Origin of the sequence: Actinoplanes sp. NPDC048967 (assembly GCF_040649415.1) — a bacterium.
Classification (GTDB): Bacteria; Actinomycetota; Actinomycetes; order Mycobacteriales; family Micromonosporaceae; genus Actinoplanes.
Window position 1 is genome coordinate 461194 of sequence record NZ_JBEZFL010000007.1, and the last position, 18552, is coordinate 479745.

The window sequence follows — 18552 nt, forward strand, 5'->3', positions numbered from 1 at the left end:
TTGAACCTGCCCGGGTTCTCCGCCGCGGGCGGGCTCAGACGGCGAGCACCCGGGCGGCCTCGAGGTGCTCGGTGACCTGCTGCGGGGACAGCGGGCGGGAGAAGTGGTAGCCCTGGGCGAAGCGGTAACCCAGCCGGTACAGCGTCTCGGCCTGCTCGGCCGTCTCCACGCCCTCGGCGATGGCCTGCAGGTGGAGTCCGTTGGTGATCTGGATCATGGCGGTGGCGATCACCGCCTCCTCCGAGCGCCCGCCGATGCCGTCCACGAAGGACTTGTCGACCTTGAGGGTGTCGGCCGGGCAGGTACGCAGCAGCCCGAGTGACGAGTGCCCGGTGCCGAAGTCGTCCAGCGCCACCTTGACCCCGAGCGTGACCAGGCTCTGCAACGTGTCCAGGGCCACGCCGCCGTCGAACACCGCGGTCTCGGTGACCTCGACGACCAGCTTCTCCGGGTCGAAGCCGCTGTCCGCGAGCGCCGCCCGCACGTCCGCGGCGAAGCCCGGCTCCCGCAGCTGCCGGGCCGACACGTTGACGCCGATCTCGCCGGGCGCCCCCGATCCGAAGACGTCCTGCCACTCGGCGGCCTGGCGCAGCGCGGTCCGCAGGATCCAGTCGCCCAGCGGCACGATCAGGCCGGTGCGCTCGGCGATCGGGATGAACACGTCCGGGCCGATGAAGCCGCGCTCGGGGTGCTTCCAGCGGATCAGCGTCTCCAGCGACGTCCACTCGCCGTCGGGCAGCGCGACGATCGGCTGGTAGACCAGCGTGAAGTCGCCGTTGTCCAGCGCCTGGCGCAGCTCGGCGCCGAGCTGGGCGTCGGCCGCCTGGTCCTGCTCGAGGCGGGCGTCGTAGACCGCGTGCCGGCCCTTGCCGCGCTCCTTGGCGGCGTACATCGCCAGGTCGGCGCGGCGCAGCAGCTCCTGCGGACTGGCTTCCGGCCACACCTCGGCGAGCCCGATGCTGGCCTTGACCAGCAGGTCGTAGCCCAGCGCGTGCACCGGGCGGGTCAGCGACTCGGCGATGCGGTCCAGCACCTCGGTCGCCTCGGCCAGGCGCAGCCCGCGCAGCAGCAGGCCGAACTCGTCGCCGCCGAGGCGGGCCACCACGTCGTCCTCGCGGACCGCCTCACGCAGCCGCTGCGCGACCACCACCAGCAGGGCGTCGCCGACGGCGTGACCGAGCCGGTCGTTGATCGCCTTGAAGTCGTCGAGGTCGATCAGCGCCAGGCTCAGGGTGTTGCCCGCCCCGGCCCCGGTCTCGGCCAGCGCCGCGCGGGTCTGCTGCTCGAACAGGGTGCGGTTGGCCAGGTCGGTGAGGGCGTCGTGGGTGGCGCGATGGGTGAGCCGGCGCTGGTAGCCGTTGAGCTCGACCAGGTTGGCGTCCACCCGGCCGAGCAGCCGGCCGTTCTCCGACAGCGCGTTGACCTGGCGCAGCACGACCAGCGCGGTCAACAGCACGGCGGCCAGCGCGACGGTGAGTACAGCCCCGCCGGCCTGGCTGCTGACCGTCAGCAGCAGGGCGTCGGTGGCCGCGACGGCCAGGTACGGCACGACGCTGAAGGGCCGGCGGCGGCGTTCGGGCTGCGGGACCCCGGCGGCCCGGCGCTGCCGGTCGGCGGCGAACGCCACGAACAGCAGCGTCGCCGGTACGAACATCTGCGAGCCGCTCAGGCCCGGGTGCAGGTCGAACAGCAGCGGGAACAGTCCGCCGCCGACGGCGCCGACCGCCGCCGCGGCCGCGAGCAGCCGCAGGGCGATGCGGTCCACGCCGCCGAAGCCGCTGAGGGCGACCTTGACGAAGGCCAGCGAGCCGACCAGGCCCAGCGCCATCAGCATGATCACCGGTACGGCGGCCGGCCCCTCGGCGTCCCAGGCGTTCACCACCTGGAGCAGCAGGTACCAGGAGAAGATGCCGACCGTGATGCTGATGGTCGCGGCGTCGAGCAGGAAGCGGACCATGATCCGGTCCTTGCTCTCCCGCTTGGCCATCGGCAGCCGCAGCAGGGCCCAGAGCAGCACCATCATGGCCAGCGCGTAGCAGATCGAGGTCGGCACGTCGTGCTGCTGGTCCAGCCGGCCGGGGTTCAGCACGGTGAAGCGGGCATCGCCGGCCAGGCCCAGCACGATCAGGACGCAGACCACCGCCAGCGAGCGCCACACGCGCCGGGTCACCCGGTCCAGCCCGGGGGTGAAGGCGGTACGCCAGCAGGCCCACCCCGCGATCGCGGTACCGATCATGGCGGGCATCCAGCCCCAGACCACCTGGCTGCGCTGCGCGGCGTAGTTCGCCACGAAGACGCCGATCGACACGACCAGTACGGCGACAGCAGTGATCAGCATCGGCGTCGGCCGCAGCCGTTCCACCTGCCGTTCCTCGCCCGTCGTCATGCGTGCGTCGTCCTTCCGCCACGGATGGGTGCCTGCCCAGGGCTCATCGGTCGCCCGGTGGACGGGATGAGCGAAAACCGGGGCGTCGAGCGTCACCGCACGGCTGCACAGCGTGGGATCTCGCCAACCGTTGCCGTGCACGTGCAGCTGCACGGCACAATGGAACGAGATCCCCTCTCGACCCCTCGGAGTGATCTGGTGACCGATCCCGTCGTACCCGCCCTCCCGACTCCGCCGAACGCATCTGACCAGGGCCCGGACCCGGCCGGCCCACCCGGGACGCTGTGGGCCCGGATGAAGGCCGACCCGCAGTACGCCCCGGAGCACCTCGCTCTGGAGGCGGTCCGCCGGCTCGGCCCCGAGGCCCGGCGCTGGGCCGAGCGGGCCCGCTCGGAACACCCCGGCCTCACCCCGGACGAGCTGGCCCAGCAAGTGGTCCGGCGGTTCACCAACCACGCGCGGCTCTCCGGTGCCGTCTCCGGTGCCACCGGCCTGCCCGGCGCGGTCGTCGACGTGGGCGTGCTCGCCTGGACGCAGGCACGGATGGTGCTGCACATGGCCGCCGCGTACGGCGTCGACCCGACGGGTCCGGACCGCGCCACCGACCTGCTGGTGCTGCAACGGGTGCACAAGGCCGCCGAGACCGCCCGGCTCGCGCTCGGCGTGGCGGCGGGCCGGGAACGCGCCAGCCGGCTCTTCGCCACCAGTGCCGGCCAGCCGCTGTCCGGGGTCATGGTCAAGCTCGGCGTCAAGCTGGCCCAGATGGCCGGCGTCCGGGCGGCCCGGCGGATGGCCGCCAAGGTCATCCCGGGCGCGGCTGTCGTGCTCGGCACCTGGGCGAACTCCGCCGCGACCAAGGACCTGGCCCGGCGCACCACGGAGCTCTACCGCCCTTCCTAAAGTCGGCGTGAACGTTGTCGATGATTGCCCCTGTGAAGGACAGGGACACGAACTCCGGAGGCCGCTTGCCGCTGCGCAAGCGCTGGCTCCTGCTGTTGGTGACCCCGTTGGTGCTCACCGGTTGCAGCTTGTTCACCGCGCCCAGCGCCACGAAGAGCGGTGGCACGGACATCACCTCCGAGGTGACCGGCAGTGACCAGTGGCTCGTCGTGGCCCAGGGCAGCGCCACGCCGACCCCGCGGCCGAGCAGCGGCGCCTCGCCGGCCCCGACCGCGACCACCAGCGGCTTCCTGCCGCTGCCCCCGGTGGTGCGGCCCACCCCGTCGGCCACCTGCGCCCGGGACACCCCCCATTTCAACAAGATCAACGCTTTGGCGGTCACGCCGGGCACCACCTCGGCCACGGTGAGCTGGTACAACGTCGGCGGTTACAACATCGTCGAGTTCCGGATCACCGCGATCAGCCAGGACCTCAAGCTCGGCGACCAGCGCGACATCGGCTTCGTGACGGTCAAGCCGGCCAACCCGTGCGGCTTGCTGAGCGCCGAGGTGCCCGGCCTCGACCGCCGGACCGGCTATGTCTTCACGGTCGACGCGGTGGTGATCCGCCGCAGCGGCGACGGCACCCACGCCGCTACGGTCTTCCGCTCGTCCGTGGTCTACACCAGGTAATCGGTCAGCGTGCGTTCCGGGCGGTAGCCCAGCGCCCGGGCCCGGCCCAGCTCCAGGACCATCCCGTCGGTGAGCTGGTCGACGGCATAGCGGGTCAGCGTCGGCGACACCGCGGCCAGCGCCCGGACCGGCCCGGCCGGCACGTGCCGCACCGGCACGCGCAGGGCCCGGGCGAGAACCTCGTCGCGCCGGTACGGCCGCTCGTCGGCGATGTTGTACGCGCCCCCCGGCCACGCCACCGCCGCCAGGCACGCGGCCGCCAGGTTCTCCACCGCCGTCAGGCTCATCGCCACGTCCGGCCCCGGCAACCACGCCCGGCCCCCGCGCACCACCCGGCGCAGCCGCGGCAGCAGATGCCGGTCGCCGTCGCCGTAGACCGCCCGGGGGCGCAGGGCCACCGCGCCGGCGGCCAGGGCGAGTCGTTCCCCGGCTGCCTTGGTCCGCCCGTACACGCCCCGGTGCCCGTCGACGGGGTGGTCCTCGGACACGGGCGTGCGGTACGGGCCCGGGCGGTAGACGCTGGCGCTGCTCACCCAGACCACGGGCCGCCCGGCCGCCGCTCGCAGCAGCCGCGCGGTCCCGTCCACGTTCACGGCCCGGAACGCCGCCTCGGTCCGGCGGCCCGGACGGGGGTCACCGACCGCGGCGGCGAGGTGGATCACGGCATCCGCGCCGGTCAGGTCGGGCAGCTCACGGTCGGCGTCCCAGGGAACGTGTCGGCCCACCGGACCCGGGCGGCGGCCCAGGCAGAGCACGTCGTGCCCGTGGGCCGCGGCGAGGCGGGCGACGGCTGCGCCACAGAAGCCGGACGCGCCGGTGACAGCTAGCCGCATGTCGCCCGTACCGTCAAGGAACGCCAGCCCGGCAGCGCCGCGCGCCGATCGGGCCGGGCCCGGACCACCACCGGGCGCAGCGGAGCGAGCGCCTGCAGCAGGTCGGTGAGCTGGGTACGGGCCAGCCGGGCACCGGGGCAGGCGTGCGGCCCGACGCCGAAGACGAGCTGGGCGATGTGCGCCGGCGCGGGCGCACCCGGGTCGGGGTCGAGGTGGTGGGCGCCGACGGCGTGCCGGGCGATGAGCAGCATCCGGTCGCCGGCGCGGACCGGGCAGCCACCGGACGGCGTCGGCAGGTGACCGGGCGCGGCGGCGACGCGGGGCAGCAACGGGGTCGCAGCGGTGACCCGCAGCAGCTCGGAGGCCAGGGCGGGGCTGCCGGCGTACCCCCAGAGGTCGGCGTCCGCGGCCCAGGCCGCGGCCCGCGGCAGCGCGGCGACCGTCGTGTTGACCGCGGCCACCGCCAGCATCACGGCCAGGCCGGCCTCGGGTCCACCGCCCGGCGCGACCAGCGCGGACAGCCGGTCGGTGGCCGCCCGGGCCCGGATCAGGGCCCGGCGCCGGCCCGGACCCGGCAGGTGCGAGCGGGCTGCCGTCGCGGCCGCCTCGCGGGCCGCCGCGGCCAGCGCGGGGCCGTCCGCCGCCAGGCCGAGCAGCGCCGCCGCGGTCGTGCCGGCCAGTTCCGTCACCACCGGTACGAGATCAACGGTCTCGCCATCCGTCAGCGGCTTGAGCCCGCGGTCGAGCACCTCGGTCCAGATCGGGCGCAACCGGGCCACCGCGGCCGCCCCCAGCGCGTCGGCGGTGCCCCGCCGGGCCTGGCGATGATCGTCGCCCTGCTGGTCGAAGAGCAGATCACCACCGGTGAGCCGGCCCGCGGCACCGCCGGTGGTGCCCTCGGCGGTGCGGTCCAGCGGGATCCGGGTCAGTCCGGCCGTGTACGCCCCGGCGTCGTTGATCAGCAGCGTGCCGCCGAGCCGCAGCACCGGCCGCAGCCGTCCCGCCGCGAGCAGCGCGAACAGCATCGGATGGCTGCCGAGATAGACCAGCCGGTCCCGGGAACGAGCCCTCATCGCACGTGCACCGCGGCCGGCGCGGGCCGGTACCGCCGGTCCCAGTGCCACAGCAGCGTACGGCGGGCACCCCAGGCCCGCAGCCGACGCAGGCTCGACTCGACGACGAGCTGCTCGGCCCGCACCACCCGCGCACTGTGCCGCCGGGCCCGGTTGAGCATCGTCACGTCCTCCGCGCCGTCGCCGAGGGCCTCCCGCGGGGTGCCACCGCAGCGCTCGTAGAGCTCCGCGGTGATCGCCACGTTGTGCCCGTGCACCAGTACGAACGGGCACCGGTAGGCCGGGGAGCGGTGCCGCCACCGGCCGTACCGGGCGGCCAGCCGGACGACGGCCGGGTAGAGGTGCCGCTCGGCCAGGCTCGGCCGCTCGTCGCGGCGCGGCACACTGCGCCCGCACACCAGGTCGGCCTCGTCGAGCAGCAGCCGGGCGGTCGCCACCCAGTCCCGGGCCGGCAGGCAGTCGGCGTCGGTGCGCAGGAGCCGGGTCGCACCGCCGGCGATGGCGTGCCGGAAACCGGTGTCGGCGGCCGTGCCCGCACCCGGCTCGGGCTCGGGCACGACCACCACGTCACCGCGATGGGCGGCGGCGATCGCGGCCGTGCCGTCGGTCGAGCCGTTGTCCACCACGACCAGGGTGAAGTCCTGATCGGACTGGGCCGTCAGCGCCGCCAGCAACCCCGGCAGCAGCGCGGCCTCGTTGTAGGCCGGCACGATCACCGCGAGGTCCCTCATGCGCCGGCCGCCAGCCGGGCCGCCGCCGCGCGGTCGGGCTTACGGGACCGCCCGGCCAGCGGCACCTCGGCGAGCACAACCGCGTCCGGCCGGGCCGTACCCATCCGGGCCAGTGGCTCGCGCAACGCGGCCCGTACGGCCTCCGGCGCGGCACCGGCGGCGGGCTGCACCACGGCCACGACCCGCTCGTCACCGTCGCCGGCCGGTACGCCCACGATCACCGCCAGCTCGACACCGGGGACGTGCAGCGCGGGCTCGTACAGGCCGGGGTAGATGTTCTCGGCGCCGCGCAGGATCATGTCCTTGCACCGGCCGCCGAGCACCACCGTGCGGCCGTCGAGCCGGCCGATGTCCCCGGTCGCCACCCACTGCTGCGACGGCTCGCCGAGATAGCGGTCCGCCGCGTTGGTCCCGGCGAGCAGCAGCTGACCGGCGTCGTCGACCCGGGCGCGTACCCCCGGGAGCAGCTCGCCCACGAGATCACCCGGCCCGGTGAAAGCGGCTTTGGTGGCGCTCTCCACCGCGGCGGCCGGGAAGACCTCGGTGAGGGCGTAGACGCCCCAGGCCTGCTCCGCGCCCGCGCGCCGGACCGCGACCAGCAGCCCGGCGCTGACCGGCGCCGATCCGCTGTAGACCCGCCCGGTGAACCGGGCGCCGGCCGACAGGGCGGCCCGCAGCTGCGGCGGCGTCAGATAGGTGGCCTGCGGCGCGAGCCGCGCGAGCTGCCGGACCAGCGTCTTCGGCCGGTGCGCCGGCAACGCCACGGGAGCGCCGCCGGCCAGCGACGGGACCAGCACGAAGAAGGTGCCGCCCAGCACCGGCCGGCCGGGCACGGGCAGGACCAGGTCGCGGACGGCCCGCATGCCGGCGGAGACACTCGCCCGGGTGTGCACGACCGCGCGCGGCCGGCTCGTGGTGCCCGAGGTGAAGACCACGACCGCGTCGCCGTCGCCGTCGAAGCCCGCCGGTGGCGGTCCGCTCGCCGGGGCCAGGCCGGGCGCGGTGCCGGGCAGCCGCCGCCCGATGGTGACCGTGGGGGCCAGCGCGGCCAGGTCGGGCAGGGCCAGGTGGGCCCGGCGGGCCAGGGGAGCGGCCCAGCCGGCGACCGCCTGCGCGGCCGCGTCGGCCAGCACCAGCCGCGGCGCGGCCAGCCGCAGCCGGGACAGCAGCACCTCCGGGCCGGCGGTCGGGTCCAGCACCGCGATCCGCAGACCCAGGTGGTACGCCGCCAGCAGCACCGCCAAGGACCGTGGCCCCGGGCGCACGGCGATGCCGACGGTGTCCCCGGCCACCAGCCCGCGGGCGTGCAGAGCGGCGGCGTATCCGCTGGTCAGCCGGGACAGGTCGGCACGGGTGGCGCGGACCACGGTCTGCCCGGTGCGCCGCGCGCCGAGCACGGCCGGCCGGGTGTCGTCGTCCCGCAGGCCCGCGATGAGCTCGTCCAGCATCAGCGGGGATCCGCCGTGAGCGCGCCGCTGCCGCGGTCGAGATACCACTTGGCGGTGCCGACGATCCCGTACGCGGCCAGCCGGCGGGTGGAATTCTCGACCACCATCGTGCGGCTGTGCCGGATCGCGGTGGTGCTGCGGCGGACCCGGTTGAGGAAGGTGCGGTCGGTGGGCGACGGGCGCCGGGGCATGCCGCCGCACGCCTCGTAGAGCTGCGCGGTGATGGCCATGTTGTTGCCCGCGTGCATCCGGTAGGGCGCCCGGTAGCCGTCCGCGCGGTGCGCCGGCCGCAGCCGCCCGAAGGTCGCCGCCAGGGCCACCAGCAGCCGGAAGAGCGCCCGCCCGGCCGGGCCGTGCTCGTCGCGGCGCGCGGTGATCCGCCCGCACATCAGCCCGGCGCCGCCGGTCAGCCCGGCCCGGGCCGCCGCCAGCCAGCCGGGCCGGGGCAGGCAGTCCGCATCCGTACGGGCGAGCATGGTGGCCCCGGCCGCGATGGCGTGCCGGAAACCGGTGTCGACCGCGCAGCCGACGCCCTTCTCCGGCTCGATGAGCACATGCACAGGGAACGGCGCGACGAAAGCGCGCGCGATGGCCGCCGTGTCGTCGGTCGAGCCGTTGTCCACCACCAGCAGCTCGAAGTCGGTGTCGGTCTGGGCCGCCAGCGCCGCCAGGGTCTGACCGATCCGCCCGGCCTCGTTGTACGCCGGCACGATCACCCACAGCGCGGTCACGACACCTCCCAGATCATGGTCATCAGGCTCACGCCGCCGCCCAGCCCGACCAGCAGCACCTTGTCGCCGGTGCGCAGCCCCGGACGCACCCGGTCGAGCTGGACGCCCAGCGTGGCGCTGGCCATGTTGCCCAGCTCGGGAACGGTCACCTCGAGCTTGTCCACGGGCACGCCGGCCACCTCCACGAACCGCTGAAGATAGGGCAGCGTCACCTGGTGCACCAGCACCCGGGCGTAGTCGTCCCAGCCCAGGCCGGTGCGGTGGTGGACGCGTTCGACCAGGCCGAGCCCGATCTTCTCGAAGACGCCCCGCAGCTTGTGCCCGTCGCCGGCGAAGTAGGTGTGCTCGTCACCGCGCGGATGCCGCGAGCCGCCGCCGAAGATCCCGCCCACCGCCCAGTGCTGGGAGTGCGTCTCGGCGTCCACGTCCAGGATGCCGCCGGTGGCCACCGGCTCGACCAGCACGGCCGCCCCGGCGTCGCCGAAGGTGTAGCCGGCGAACGCCTGCCGGGCCTGGCGCATGCCGTCCAGCCGGGGCCGCATCGCCCGGGTCGGGGTCTCGCCGGTCACCACCAGGGCCCGGCGGGCCCGCCCGGCCAGGATCATCGAACGGGCCAGGTCGATGCCGTTGAGGAAGCTGTTGCAGGCGTTGGTCACGTCCAGGGCGTGCGCCCGGCCACCCAGCGCCGCCTGCACGACGTGCGCGGTGGCCGGCTCGGCCATGTCCCGGGTCGCCGAGGCGAACAGCAGCAGGTCCACGTCCAGCGCGTCCAGTCCGGCCTGCTCGAGGACCTGCCGGCCGGCGGCCACGGCCAGGTCGGAGGCGTACTCGCCGGCGGCGGCGACGCGGCGGGTGGTGATGCCGGTGGCCTGCGCGAACATCCCGGCCGGCAACGGCAGGCCGCCGCCCACCCGGGCCTGCAGGTCGTCGGTCGTCATCCGCTGCTCGGGCAGGCAACTGGCCACGGCGGTGATACCCACGCGGGGAACGGTCGTCGTCATGGGCGCCAGCCTTCAGCAGTGCCGGGGTCCGCGGCGTGAGTAGAACGGCTCATTCTTCCTAGGCCCGGCGACCAGGACCAGGGTCGAAGAGGGTGGGAGGCGCCACAGGGCGGCGCGGGCGGACTTCTCTAAGCTTCCGGGCATGGAACCCATCGTCGACACGGTCGTGCTCGTGGCGATCTCCGTGCTCGGCGCGGCGCTCGCCCGGCGGCTCGGCTTCATCGCGCCCCTGGTCCTGCTGGTGGCGGGCCTCGGCCTGTCCTTCGTCCCCGGTCTGCCGGAGGTGGAGATCGAGCCGGAGCTGGTGCTGATCGGCATCCTGCCGCCCCTGCTCTACGTCGCCGCGCTGCAGACCAACGTGGTCGCCTTCCGCCGCGCTCTGCGCCCGATCCTGCTGCTCGCGGTCGGGCTGGTCGTGCTGACCGCGTTCGCCGTCGGCTTCGTCGTGCACGCGCTGCTGCCCGAGGTGCCGCTGTCCGCCTGCATCGCGCTCGGGGCGGTGGTGGCGCCGCCCGACGCGGTCTCGGCGACGGCGATCGCCCGCCGCATCGGCCTGCCCCGCCGGGTGGTCACCATCCTCGAGGGCGAGAGCCTGCTCAACGACGCCTCCGCGCTGGTGCTGGTGCGGATCTCGGTCGGCGCGCTGCTCGGCTCGGCCGTCGGCTTCTGGGAGATCGCCGGTGAGGTCGCGCTCAAGGCGGGCGGCGGGGTGCTCATCGGCTTCGCGGCCGCGATGGGCGCCGCCTGGCTGCACAAGCGGATCGAGGACTCGCTGCTGGACGACGCGGTGTCGCTGCTCACCCCGTTCGTCGTGGTGATCGTGGCCGAGCGGCTGCACACCTCCAGCATCGTGGCGGTCGTCGTGGCCGGGCTCTACCTGGGGCACCGGATCCCGTACCTGTTGTCGGCGACCTCGCGGCTGCAGATGGACGCGGTCTGGCGGCTGATCACGTTCCTGCTCGAAGGCGTGGTCTTCCTGCTGGTCGGCCTGCAGATCCGCGACCTGATCAGCCGGATCGAACGCGACCTGGCCACCACGGTCACGGTCACCGCAGCGGTGTTCCTGACCCTGGTGCTGGTCCGGTTCGCGTGGATGTATCCGGCCACGTACCTGGCCCGGCTGATCCCGCGGGTCCGGGCCCGGGAGGAACGCCCGCCGCCGAGCGTGCCCACGGTGATCGCCTGGGCCGGCATGCGCGGCGTGGTCACCCTGGCCGCGGCGCTGACCCTGCCGCTCAACAAGGACGTGCCCAACGCCGACTACCCGCGTGAGCTGTTCGTCTTCGTGGCCTTCGCGATCATCGTGCTCACCCTGCTGATCCAGGGGCCGACCCTGCCGGTGCTGGCCCGGCGCCTCGGCGTCAAGGAGGACACCACCGCCGAGGACGCCCTGGCCGAGGCGGCGGTGCAGCACGCGGCGAGCCGCGCGGCGCTGGAACGGCTGGAGGCCGCGGCCGACGGCGCACCCCGGTCGGTGGTCGACCGGCTGCGGGCGCTGACCGACAGCAAGGCCAACAGCGCCTGGGAACGGCTGGGCAATCAGACGCAGGAGACCCCGTCGGCGGCGTACGGTCGGCTGCGTCGGGAGATGATTACCGCTGAGCGCCACGTCTTCAAGATCGCCCGCAACGAGGGGCGCATCTCCGAGGAGGTGCTCACCCGCGCCCAGCGCGATCTCGACCTGGAAGAGTCCCAGCTGAACCGGAGTGACGATTGACCTGCCAGCACCTGAAGGAAGCCGGGGAACCGACACCGCAGGCGCCGTACGAGGGCGGTTGCCCCGAGTGCGTGGCCGACGGCCACCACGACTGGGTGCACCTGCGCCTCTGCCTGGACTGCGGCTACGTGGCCTGCTGCGACTCGTCGCCGCGCCGGCACATGTCCGCCCACTACGAAACGGATGGCCACCCGGTGATGCGCTCCTACGAGCCGGGCGAGAACTGGAAGTGGTGCTTCGTCGACGACGTGCTGGGCGCCTGATGCGCACCCTCGTCGTGGGCGCCGGCGCGACCGGGGGCTACTTCGGTGGCCGGCCGGCCGAGGCGGGCCGGGACGTCACGTTCCTGGTCCGTCCGGCCCGCGCGGCCACCCTGGCCGAGCGCGGCCTGCGGATCCACTCCCCGGCCGGGGAGAGCACCATCCCGGTCCGGACGGTCACGGCGGGGCAGATCGACGGCCCGTACGCCCTGGTCGTGCTGGCCGTGAAGAGCTACGGCCTGGCGGGGGCCCTGAACGACCTCAAGCCCACGGTAGGACCGGACACGGTGATCGTTCCGCTGCTCAACGGCATGCGGCACATCGGCGAACTGACCGCCGCGTTCGGCCCCGACCGCGTCTACGGTGGCGTGTGCATGATCGCCGGCACCCTGACCGGCGAGGGTGACGTCGTGCAGCTCACCGGACTGCAGAGGTTGGCGTACGGCCCGCTGGACGGCGGCCCGGATCCACGCCTGCCGGCGGTGACCGAAGCACTGTCCGGGGCGGAGTTCGACTCCGAGGGCACGACCACGATCACCCAGCAGATGTGGGAGAAGTGGCTGTTCCTGGCCAGCCTCGGAGTGGTGACGACGCTGATGCGCAGCCCCGTGGGCGAGGTGCTGGCGGCGCCGGGCGGCCCGGCCTTCACCGACCGGGTGATCGCCGAAGCGGTCGCCATCGTGACGGCAGCGGGCCACCCGCCGCGCGAGCCGGCACTGACATTCCTGCGCGGCAGCATCACCAACGCCCGCAAGGTCCCGACGACCTCGTCGATGTACCGCGACATGCAGGCGGGCCGGCCGGTCGAAGCCGACGCGATCGTGGGAGACCTGGTCGCTCACGCGGAGCGGCTGGGCGTCGACGCGCCGTTGTACGCGGCGGCGTACACAAATCTGTCGGTCTACTCCCGCGGCAGGACCGCCTGACCGCAGCCGTATGCTTCGCAGTCCTTGATCGGAAGGGACCGCCGTGTACGACCCGCCGCAGCCCACATGGGGCGCGCCCACGCCTGGACTCCAGGGCTCGACCGCCATCGCCGTGACGGCCCGGTACTCGTGGCTGACCTTCATGCTGGGCCTGTTCAAGCCGTACCTGGCGATCAACGGTCAGCCGGTCCCGGCCCGCTGGGGGCGGACCGTCGTGCCGGTGCCGCCCGGTCAGCACCACGTCCACCTGCACGTGCCGTACCTGCTGCCGTCGCGGATCGGCACCGCCGACACGGTGGTCCCCGTCCATCCCGGCCAGGTGGTCGAGGTGGAGTACCGCGCACCGGCGATCGCCCTGCTCGACGGCGCGATCGGACCGGCGCCGCAGAAGTACCGCGGCCTGCCGGCGGCGATCGCGCTCGTGGTGGTGCCGCTGGTCCTGCTGCTGTGCGTGTGCGGCGGTATCGGCGTGGCGGCGCTGCTCGACAACGCCGATGCCGACACCTCGGTGGCGCGACCCACTGCCGTTGCGCCGGTCCCGGCCCGGCCGCGTCCGACAGAGGTGGTCCCGTCGGACAAGCCCACGCTGAGGTCGGCGCCGGTCCGCAAGCTGGTCGGCCCGGCCTACGCCGCCGGGGACGACACGTACACGATGGCGTTCAACGGGTGGCCGTTCGCGTTCCGTACGCCCGGCACCTGGGGGTGCGTGGCCGGCCGTGTCAGCCTCCCGGAGGCGCAGGCCCGAGTGTGCATCGACGAGGGCAACCCGGGAAGCGGACAACGGGTGCAGCTCATGCTGCGGCCGTGCCCGGCGCCCTGCGGGCCGGCGGAGCGGGACCGGCTCACCACGGAGTGGTTCGACCCCGGGGCGAAGGCCCGGGCCTACGACGAGAGCACCTGGTACGAGGAGACGCCGACGGACGCCAAGGGCCGGTACACCCTCGACATGAGTCACTTCTTCACGACCACCGGCGGGACGTGGCAGGTAGGGGTGGGAGGGTTCGCCCCGCCGGCGCAGAAGGCGGTCGTCCAGAAGATCTTCAACGACGTGCTGAGCCAGACCGCCTGACGGCGGCGCGCTGAACGTCGGACCGGGCGTCCGTTCCCGCCTCAACCCCTTTTGCGCGGCGGTCAGTCCCCGCTGAGACTGAAAAGATGAGCGGGCAGAAATTGCTACCAAACGTCACCACCGGCTTCGCCTCTGACGAGGCACGGAAGGCCATCACGCTCTGTTCGCCTCGATCTGCATCGCCCGCCTGTTGAAGGCGGGAACGTCAAGGACGACTACCCGGGTATGAGTCAGAACCAGACCAAGAAGTTCGCCAAGAGGAGGGGCGATCGGCTCAGGGAGGTGCTCGGCGTCGAGGACGACTCGTTCATCTTCGAGGTGGAGAAAGTGCGCAACGCGTTCGAGCACTATGACGAACATCTGGACAGCAGGATGGCCCTCCGGACTCCTGACGGCGATGCGCCCTCTGCGGTGGCCGCAAAGTGGCCGGGCAGATTCGCGAGGCCGAGGCCCGGATCAGGGGACGGGCAAGTTGGCGCTGAAGCGCTCGAAGGGCTCGGTGCGGAACAAGCGAAAGCCGGGCGGGGTGACGGATGACCGTGCGCTTGTCGACCACGCATCAGAGGCGGTGAGTGGTCGAGCCGACTGCCGCCCGGGTCAGCGGCGGTTGTAGAGGCGCATCGTCAGGGTGCCGAAGATCAGTACGAAGGCCGCGCTGGCCAGCAGGGTCCAGGTGATCTCGGGCATGTTCCAGTTGCCGGCCATCATGGAGCGGACACCCGTCACCAGGTGGCTGATCGGGTTGACCTCGACGAAGGCCTGCAGCCAGCCCGGCATCGTGCGCGGGTCCACGAAGACGTTGCTCAGGAAGGTCAGGGGCATCAGGACCAGCATGCTGACGCCCATCACCGACTTCTCCGAGCGCAGCAGGAGGCCGAACATCGTCCAGACCCAGGAGAAGGCGAAGGAGAAGATCACCAGGAGGGCGATCGCCGCGACCACGCCCATCGCGCCGCCGGCGGGGCGGAAGCCCAGGGCCAGGCCGACGCCCATGATGACGGTGGCCGCCAGGATGTAGCGGAGGACGTCACCGAAGATCATGCCGACCAGGGCGGCCGGGCGCCAGACCGGGAGGGTGCGGAAGCGGTCGAAGACGCCTTTCTCGATGTCGGTGTTCAGGCCCACGCCGGTGTACATGGTGATCATCACGACGCTGGTGACCATGATGCCGGGGAGGAAGAACTGCAGGTAGTCGCGGGTGGAACCGGCCAGCGCGCCGCCGAACAGGTACGTGAACATCAGCGTCATGATGATCGGGAACGCGGTGACGTCGAAGAGCTGCTCGGGGACGTGCTTGATCTTCAGGATCGCGCGCCAGCCGAAGGTCAGGGACGCCGACAGGGCGCTCGGGCGCTGGGGGCGTTCGCCGCGGGTCAGCACCGCTGCCAGAGTCTCGGCGGACGGGGTGTAGGCGGTGGGCGCCTCGGGGGTGCTGGTCGTGGTGCTCATGCCGTGGCCTCCTGCGGCTGCTCGGCCGGCCGGTCGGTGAGGGCCAGGAACACCTCGTCGAGGCTGGGCTGGCCGAGGGCGAAGTCGTCGACCACGACCCCGGCGGCGGCCAGGGCGGCCAGCGCCCGGGCGGCGCGCTCGGCGGCGCCCTGCTCGGAGCCCTCGGCCCGCGCGGTCAGGGCCACCGGGTCGGCGTCCAGCTCGACCGTGGTCTCCAGTGTGGTGGACAGGACGCGCTCAGCGGCCCCGCGCTGCGCGGCGTCGCGGATCCGGACGTGGATCGTGCCCGCGCCGACCGAGGACTTGAGCTCGCCGGGCGTGCCTTCGGCGATGACCCGGCCGTGGTCGATCACCGCGATCCGGCCGGCCAGCCGGTCGGCCTCGTCGAGATATTGCGTGGTCAGCAGGACGGTGGTGCCGTTGGCGACCACGACCCGGATGATGTCCCAGACCTGGTTGCGGCTGCGCGGGTCCAGGCCGGTAGTCGGCTCGTCGAGGAACAGCAGATCCGGCGTGTTGAGGATGCTCGCGCCGATGTCCAGCCGGCGGCGCATGCCGCCGGAATACTTCTTGACCTGCCGGTCGGCGGCGTCGGTCAAGCCGAACGCCTCCAGCAGCTGCGCGGCACGCTCGCGGGCCCGGGGCCGGGAGTGGCCGAGCAGGCGGGCCAGCAGGATGAGGTTCTCCGTGCCGGTCAGGTCCTCGTCGACCGAGGCGTACTGACCGGTGAGGCTGACCCGGGCCCGGACGGCGTCGGCCTCGGACACGATGTCGTTGCCGAACACCCGGGCGCTGCCGCCGTCGGGTCTCAGCAGGGTGGCGAGCATGCGCACCACCGTGGTCTTGCCTGCTCCGTTGGGGCCCAGCAGGCCGTAGACGGTGCCGGCCGGCACCGTCAGGTCGACGCCGTCGACCGCGCGGTTGTCCCCGAAGGTCTTGACGAGCTCCGAGGTCTCGATGGCCGGTGCACTCATGCCGGCATGGTGCCGGACCCCTGTGACATTTTTCCGGCCCCGGGGGCCGGCCGCTCTAAACCACCTATTTCGTGGCATGTACTGAGCGAAAGGGGGAAGTCTCAGTGGGTAACCGGACAGTCGCCGAGACGCCGGCAGCCCCATCGGTGAGAATGACCGCTGACACGGCCGCGCAGGATTGAGCTTCGCCCGTGCGGGGAAGACACGGGCCCGCCCAGCGGTGAGGCCCTCGCGGCCGCAGGGTACCGACGGTCGAGGGTGGGAGCAGCACATGCAGGTGTGGCCGGGTCACCGGTATCCACTGGGCGCGACGTACGACGGCACGGGCACCAACTTCGCGATCTTCTCGGAGGTCGCCGAGGCGGTGGAGCTCTGCCTGTTCGATCCGTCGGGCAACGAGCGGAAGGTACAGCTGCACGAACAGGACGCCTTCGTCTGGCACGCCTATCTGCCCGGGGTCGAGCCCGGGCAGCGCTACGGCTACCGGGTGTACGGCCCGTACGACCCGTCGCGCGGCCTGCGGTGCAACCCGCACAAGCTGCTGCTGGACCCGTACGCGCGGGCGGTCGACGCGGACATCGCGTGGCACCCCTCGCTGTACGCCTACGACTTCGACAACCCGGACGAGATGTCGGACCTCGACTCCGCGCCGCACATGGCCAAGGGCGTCGTGGTCAACCCGTACTTCGACTGGGGCAACGACCGGCGCCCGGACATCCCGTACCACCACTCGGTGATCTACGAGACGCACGTCAAGGGCCTGACCGAGCGGCACCCCGAGGTGCCCCGGGACATGCGGGGCACGTACGCGGCCCTGGGCCACCCGGCGATCATCGAGCACCTCAAGCAGCTCGGGGTGACCGCCGTCGAGCTGATGCCGGTGCACCAGTTCGTGCACGACAACCGGCTGGCCGACCTGGGGCTGCGTAACTACTGGGGTTACAACACGCTCGGCTTCTTCGCGCCGTACCACGGTTATTCGGCCATGGGCTCGCTCGGCCAGCAGACCAGCGAGTTCCGGGCCATGGTCAAAGCGCTGCACATGGCCGGGATGGAGGTCATCCTCGACGTCGTCTACAACCACACGGCGGAGGGCAACCACCTCGGCCCGACGCTGAGCCTCAAGGGCATCGACAACCGGACCTACTACCGTCTGGTCGACGATCAGCCCAATTTCTACATGGACTACACGGGTACGGGTAACAGCCTCAACGTGCGCAGCCCGCAGAGCCTCCAGCTGATCATGGACTCGCTGCGCTACTGGGTGACCGAGATGCACGTCGACGGTTTCCGCTTCGACCTCGCCTCCACCCTGGCCCGCGAGTTCTACGACGTGGACCGGCTCTCCACCTTCTTCGAGGTGGTCCAGCAGGACCCGGTGGTCGGGCAGGTCAAGCTCATCGCCGAGCCGTGGGACGTCGGCCCGGGCGGCTATCAGGTCGGCAACTTCCCGCCGAACTGGACCGAGTGGAACGGCAAGTACCGCGACACCGTGCGCGACTTCTGGCGCGGCGAGCCGGCCACCCTGGCCGAGTTCGCCAGCCGCATCACCGGCTCGGCCGACCTCTACCAGGACGACGGCCGCAAGCCGTTCCACTCGATCAACTTCGTGACCGCGCACGACGGCTTCACCCTCAACGACCTGGTCTCGTACAACGACAAGCACAACGAGGCCAACGGCGAGGAGAACCGCGACGGCGAGAGCCACAACCGGTCCTGGAACTGCGGCACCGAGGGCCCGACCGACGACCAGCAGGTGCTGCAGCTGCGGGCCAAGCAGCGGCGCAACTTCCTGGCCACGCTGATGCTCAGCCAGGGCGTGCCGATGATCTCGCACGGCGACGAGCTGGGCCGCACCCAACAGGGCAACAACAACGCGTACTGCCAGGACAACGAGATCAGCTGGATCGACTGGGACAACGCCGACGAGACGCTGCTGGAGTTCACCCGCAAGCTGACCGCGTTCCGGCACCGTCACCAGGTCTTCCAGCGCCGCCGGTTCTTCACCGGCCTGCCGGTGACCGCACGTGGCGGCGGCGACCCGCTGCCCGACCTGGAATGGTTCACCCCGGACGGCCGGCAGATGGCCGGTGACGACTGGGGCAACGACTTCGGGCGCGCGGTGGCGCTGTTCGTCAACGGCGAGGGCATCCGCGAGCGCGGCCAGTACGGCCAGCGCCACGTGGACAGCTCCTTCCTGCTCTTCTTCAACGCCCACGACGCGCCCATCGAGTTCCACACGCCCCCCACGGAGTACGGCGAGAAGTGGGAGAAGGTCATCGAGACCGCCGAGCCGTCGCCGGACCGGCCCTCGGTCGTCGAGGCGGGCTCCTCCATCCTCGTGCCGGACCGCTCCCTCATCGTCTTGGACAGGACGGTCTGA

The 18552-nt window shown here is 72.7% G+C and carries 17 protein-coding genes; 8 read left to right on the forward strand and 9 right to left on the reverse strand.

The window, feature by feature from the left end; all coding sequences use genetic code 11:
- Nucleotides 1–34: 34 nt before the first annotated feature.
- A complete protein-coding gene (locus AB0C12_RS30330; RefSeq protein ID WP_360553255.1) occupies nt 35–2386 on the reverse strand; it encodes an EAL domain-containing protein in 2352 nt (783 codons plus the stop codon).
- 282 nt (nt 2387–2668) lie between these two features.
- Between AB0C12_RS30330 and AB0C12_RS30335 the strand changes: the two genes are divergently transcribed.
- Nucleotides 2669–3286, forward strand: a complete 618-nt coding sequence (locus tag AB0C12_RS30335; protein ID WP_360553361.1) for an EcsC family protein — start codon at nt 2669–2671, stop codon at nt 3284–3286.
- Between the two features lie 32 nt (nt 3287–3318).
- Nucleotides 3319–3957, forward strand: coding sequence for a hypothetical protein (locus AB0C12_RS30340; protein ID WP_360553256.1), 639 nt, complete (start codon nt 3319–3321; stop codon nt 3955–3957).
- Here the strand turns inward: AB0C12_RS30340 and AB0C12_RS30345 are convergent.
- From AB0C12_RS30345 to AB0C12_RS30370, 6 genes are read right to left on the reverse strand one after another with little or no spacing between them, the layout of a single operon-like run.
- Nucleotides 3945–4790: an NAD(P)-dependent oxidoreductase gene (locus AB0C12_RS30345; protein WP_360553257.1), complete on the reverse strand. Its 846-nt coding sequence runs from the start codon at nt 4788–4790 to the stop codon at nt 3945–3947. The two genes, AB0C12_RS30340 and AB0C12_RS30345, sit on opposite strands and share 13 nt — an antisense overlap.
- The gene (locus AB0C12_RS30350) at nt 4781–5863 is read right to left on the reverse strand and encodes a cytochrome P450 (protein WP_360553258.1); all 1083 of its coding nucleotides are present in this window, start codon (nt 5861–5863) and stop codon (nt 4781–4783) included. The genes AB0C12_RS30345 and AB0C12_RS30350 overlap by 10 nt, the downstream gene beginning before the upstream one ends.
- The gene (locus AB0C12_RS30355) at nt 5860–6594 is read right to left on the reverse strand and encodes a glycosyltransferase (protein WP_360553259.1); all 735 of its coding nucleotides are present in this window, start codon (nt 6592–6594) and stop codon (nt 5860–5862) included. Before AB0C12_RS30355 ends, AB0C12_RS30350 begins: the two co-directional genes overlap by 4 nt.
- Nucleotides 6591–8042: a class I adenylate-forming enzyme family protein gene (locus AB0C12_RS30360; protein WP_360553260.1), complete on the reverse strand. Its 1452-nt coding sequence runs from the start codon at nt 8040–8042 to the stop codon at nt 6591–6593. Before AB0C12_RS30360 ends, AB0C12_RS30355 begins: the two co-directional genes overlap by 4 nt.
- Nucleotides 8042–8773, reverse strand: a complete 732-nt coding sequence (locus AB0C12_RS30365) for a glycosyltransferase family A protein (protein ID WP_360553261.1) — start codon at nt 8771–8773, stop codon at nt 8042–8044. Before AB0C12_RS30365 ends, AB0C12_RS30360 begins: the two co-directional genes overlap by 1 nt.
- Complete coding sequence (locus tag AB0C12_RS30370; protein ID WP_360553262.1) at nt 8770–9774, reverse strand: 3-oxoacyl-[acyl-carrier-protein] synthase III C-terminal domain-containing protein; 1005 nt, start codon at nt 9772–9774, stop codon at nt 8770–8772. Before AB0C12_RS30370 ends, AB0C12_RS30365 begins: the two co-directional genes overlap by 4 nt.
- A 142-nt stretch (nt 9775–9916) precedes the next feature.
- On the opposite strand from AB0C12_RS30370, the gene AB0C12_RS30375 reads away from it, so the two are divergent.
- The 5 genes from AB0C12_RS30375 to AB0C12_RS30395 all read left to right on the forward strand — a co-directional run bounded on the left by AB0C12_RS30375 (nt 9917) and on the right by AB0C12_RS30395 (nt 14283).
- On the forward strand, nt 9917–11491 hold the full coding sequence (locus tag AB0C12_RS30375; protein ID WP_360553263.1) for a Na+/H+ antiporter: 1575 nt from the start codon (nt 9917–9919) through the stop codon (nt 11489–11491).
- The gene (locus AB0C12_RS30380; protein ID WP_360553264.1) at nt 11488–11754 is read left to right on the forward strand and encodes a UBP-type zinc finger domain-containing protein; all 267 of its coding nucleotides are present in this window, start codon (nt 11488–11490) and stop codon (nt 11752–11754) included. The genes AB0C12_RS30375 and AB0C12_RS30380 overlap by 4 nt, the downstream gene beginning before the upstream one ends.
- The gene (locus AB0C12_RS30385; RefSeq protein ID WP_360553265.1) at nt 11754–12677 is read left to right on the forward strand and encodes a ketopantoate reductase family protein; all 924 of its coding nucleotides are present in this window, start codon (nt 11754–11756) and stop codon (nt 12675–12677) included. The genes AB0C12_RS30380 and AB0C12_RS30385 overlap by 1 nt, the downstream gene beginning before the upstream one ends.
- Nucleotides 12678–12720: 43 nt before the next feature.
- A complete protein-coding gene (locus tag AB0C12_RS30390; protein ID WP_360553266.1) occupies nt 12721–13746 on the forward strand; it encodes a hypothetical protein in 1026 nt (341 codons plus the stop codon).
- Nucleotides 13747–13971: 225 nt separating this feature from the next.
- Nucleotides 13972–14283, forward strand: coding sequence for a hypothetical protein (locus AB0C12_RS30395; RefSeq protein ID WP_360553267.1), 312 nt, complete (start codon nt 13972–13974; stop codon nt 14281–14283).
- 60 nt (nt 14284–14343) lie between these two features.
- Here AB0C12_RS30395 and AB0C12_RS30400 read toward each other — a convergent pair whose 3' ends face one another.
- On the reverse strand, nt 14344–15195 hold the full coding sequence (locus AB0C12_RS30400; protein ID WP_360553268.1) for an ABC transporter permease: 852 nt from the start codon (nt 15193–15195) through the stop codon (nt 14344–14346).
- On the reverse strand, nt 15192–16169 hold the full coding sequence (locus AB0C12_RS30405; RefSeq protein WP_360553269.1) for an ATP-binding cassette domain-containing protein: 978 nt from the start codon (nt 16167–16169) through the stop codon (nt 15192–15194). Before AB0C12_RS30405 ends, AB0C12_RS30400 begins: the two co-directional genes overlap by 4 nt.
- A 271-nt stretch (nt 16170–16440) precedes the next feature.
- On the opposite strand from AB0C12_RS30405, the gene glgX reads away from it, so the two are divergent.
- Complete coding sequence (glgX, locus tag AB0C12_RS30410; RefSeq protein ID WP_360553270.1) at nt 16441–18552, forward strand: glycogen debranching protein GlgX; 2112 nt, start codon at nt 16441–16443, stop codon at nt 18550–18552.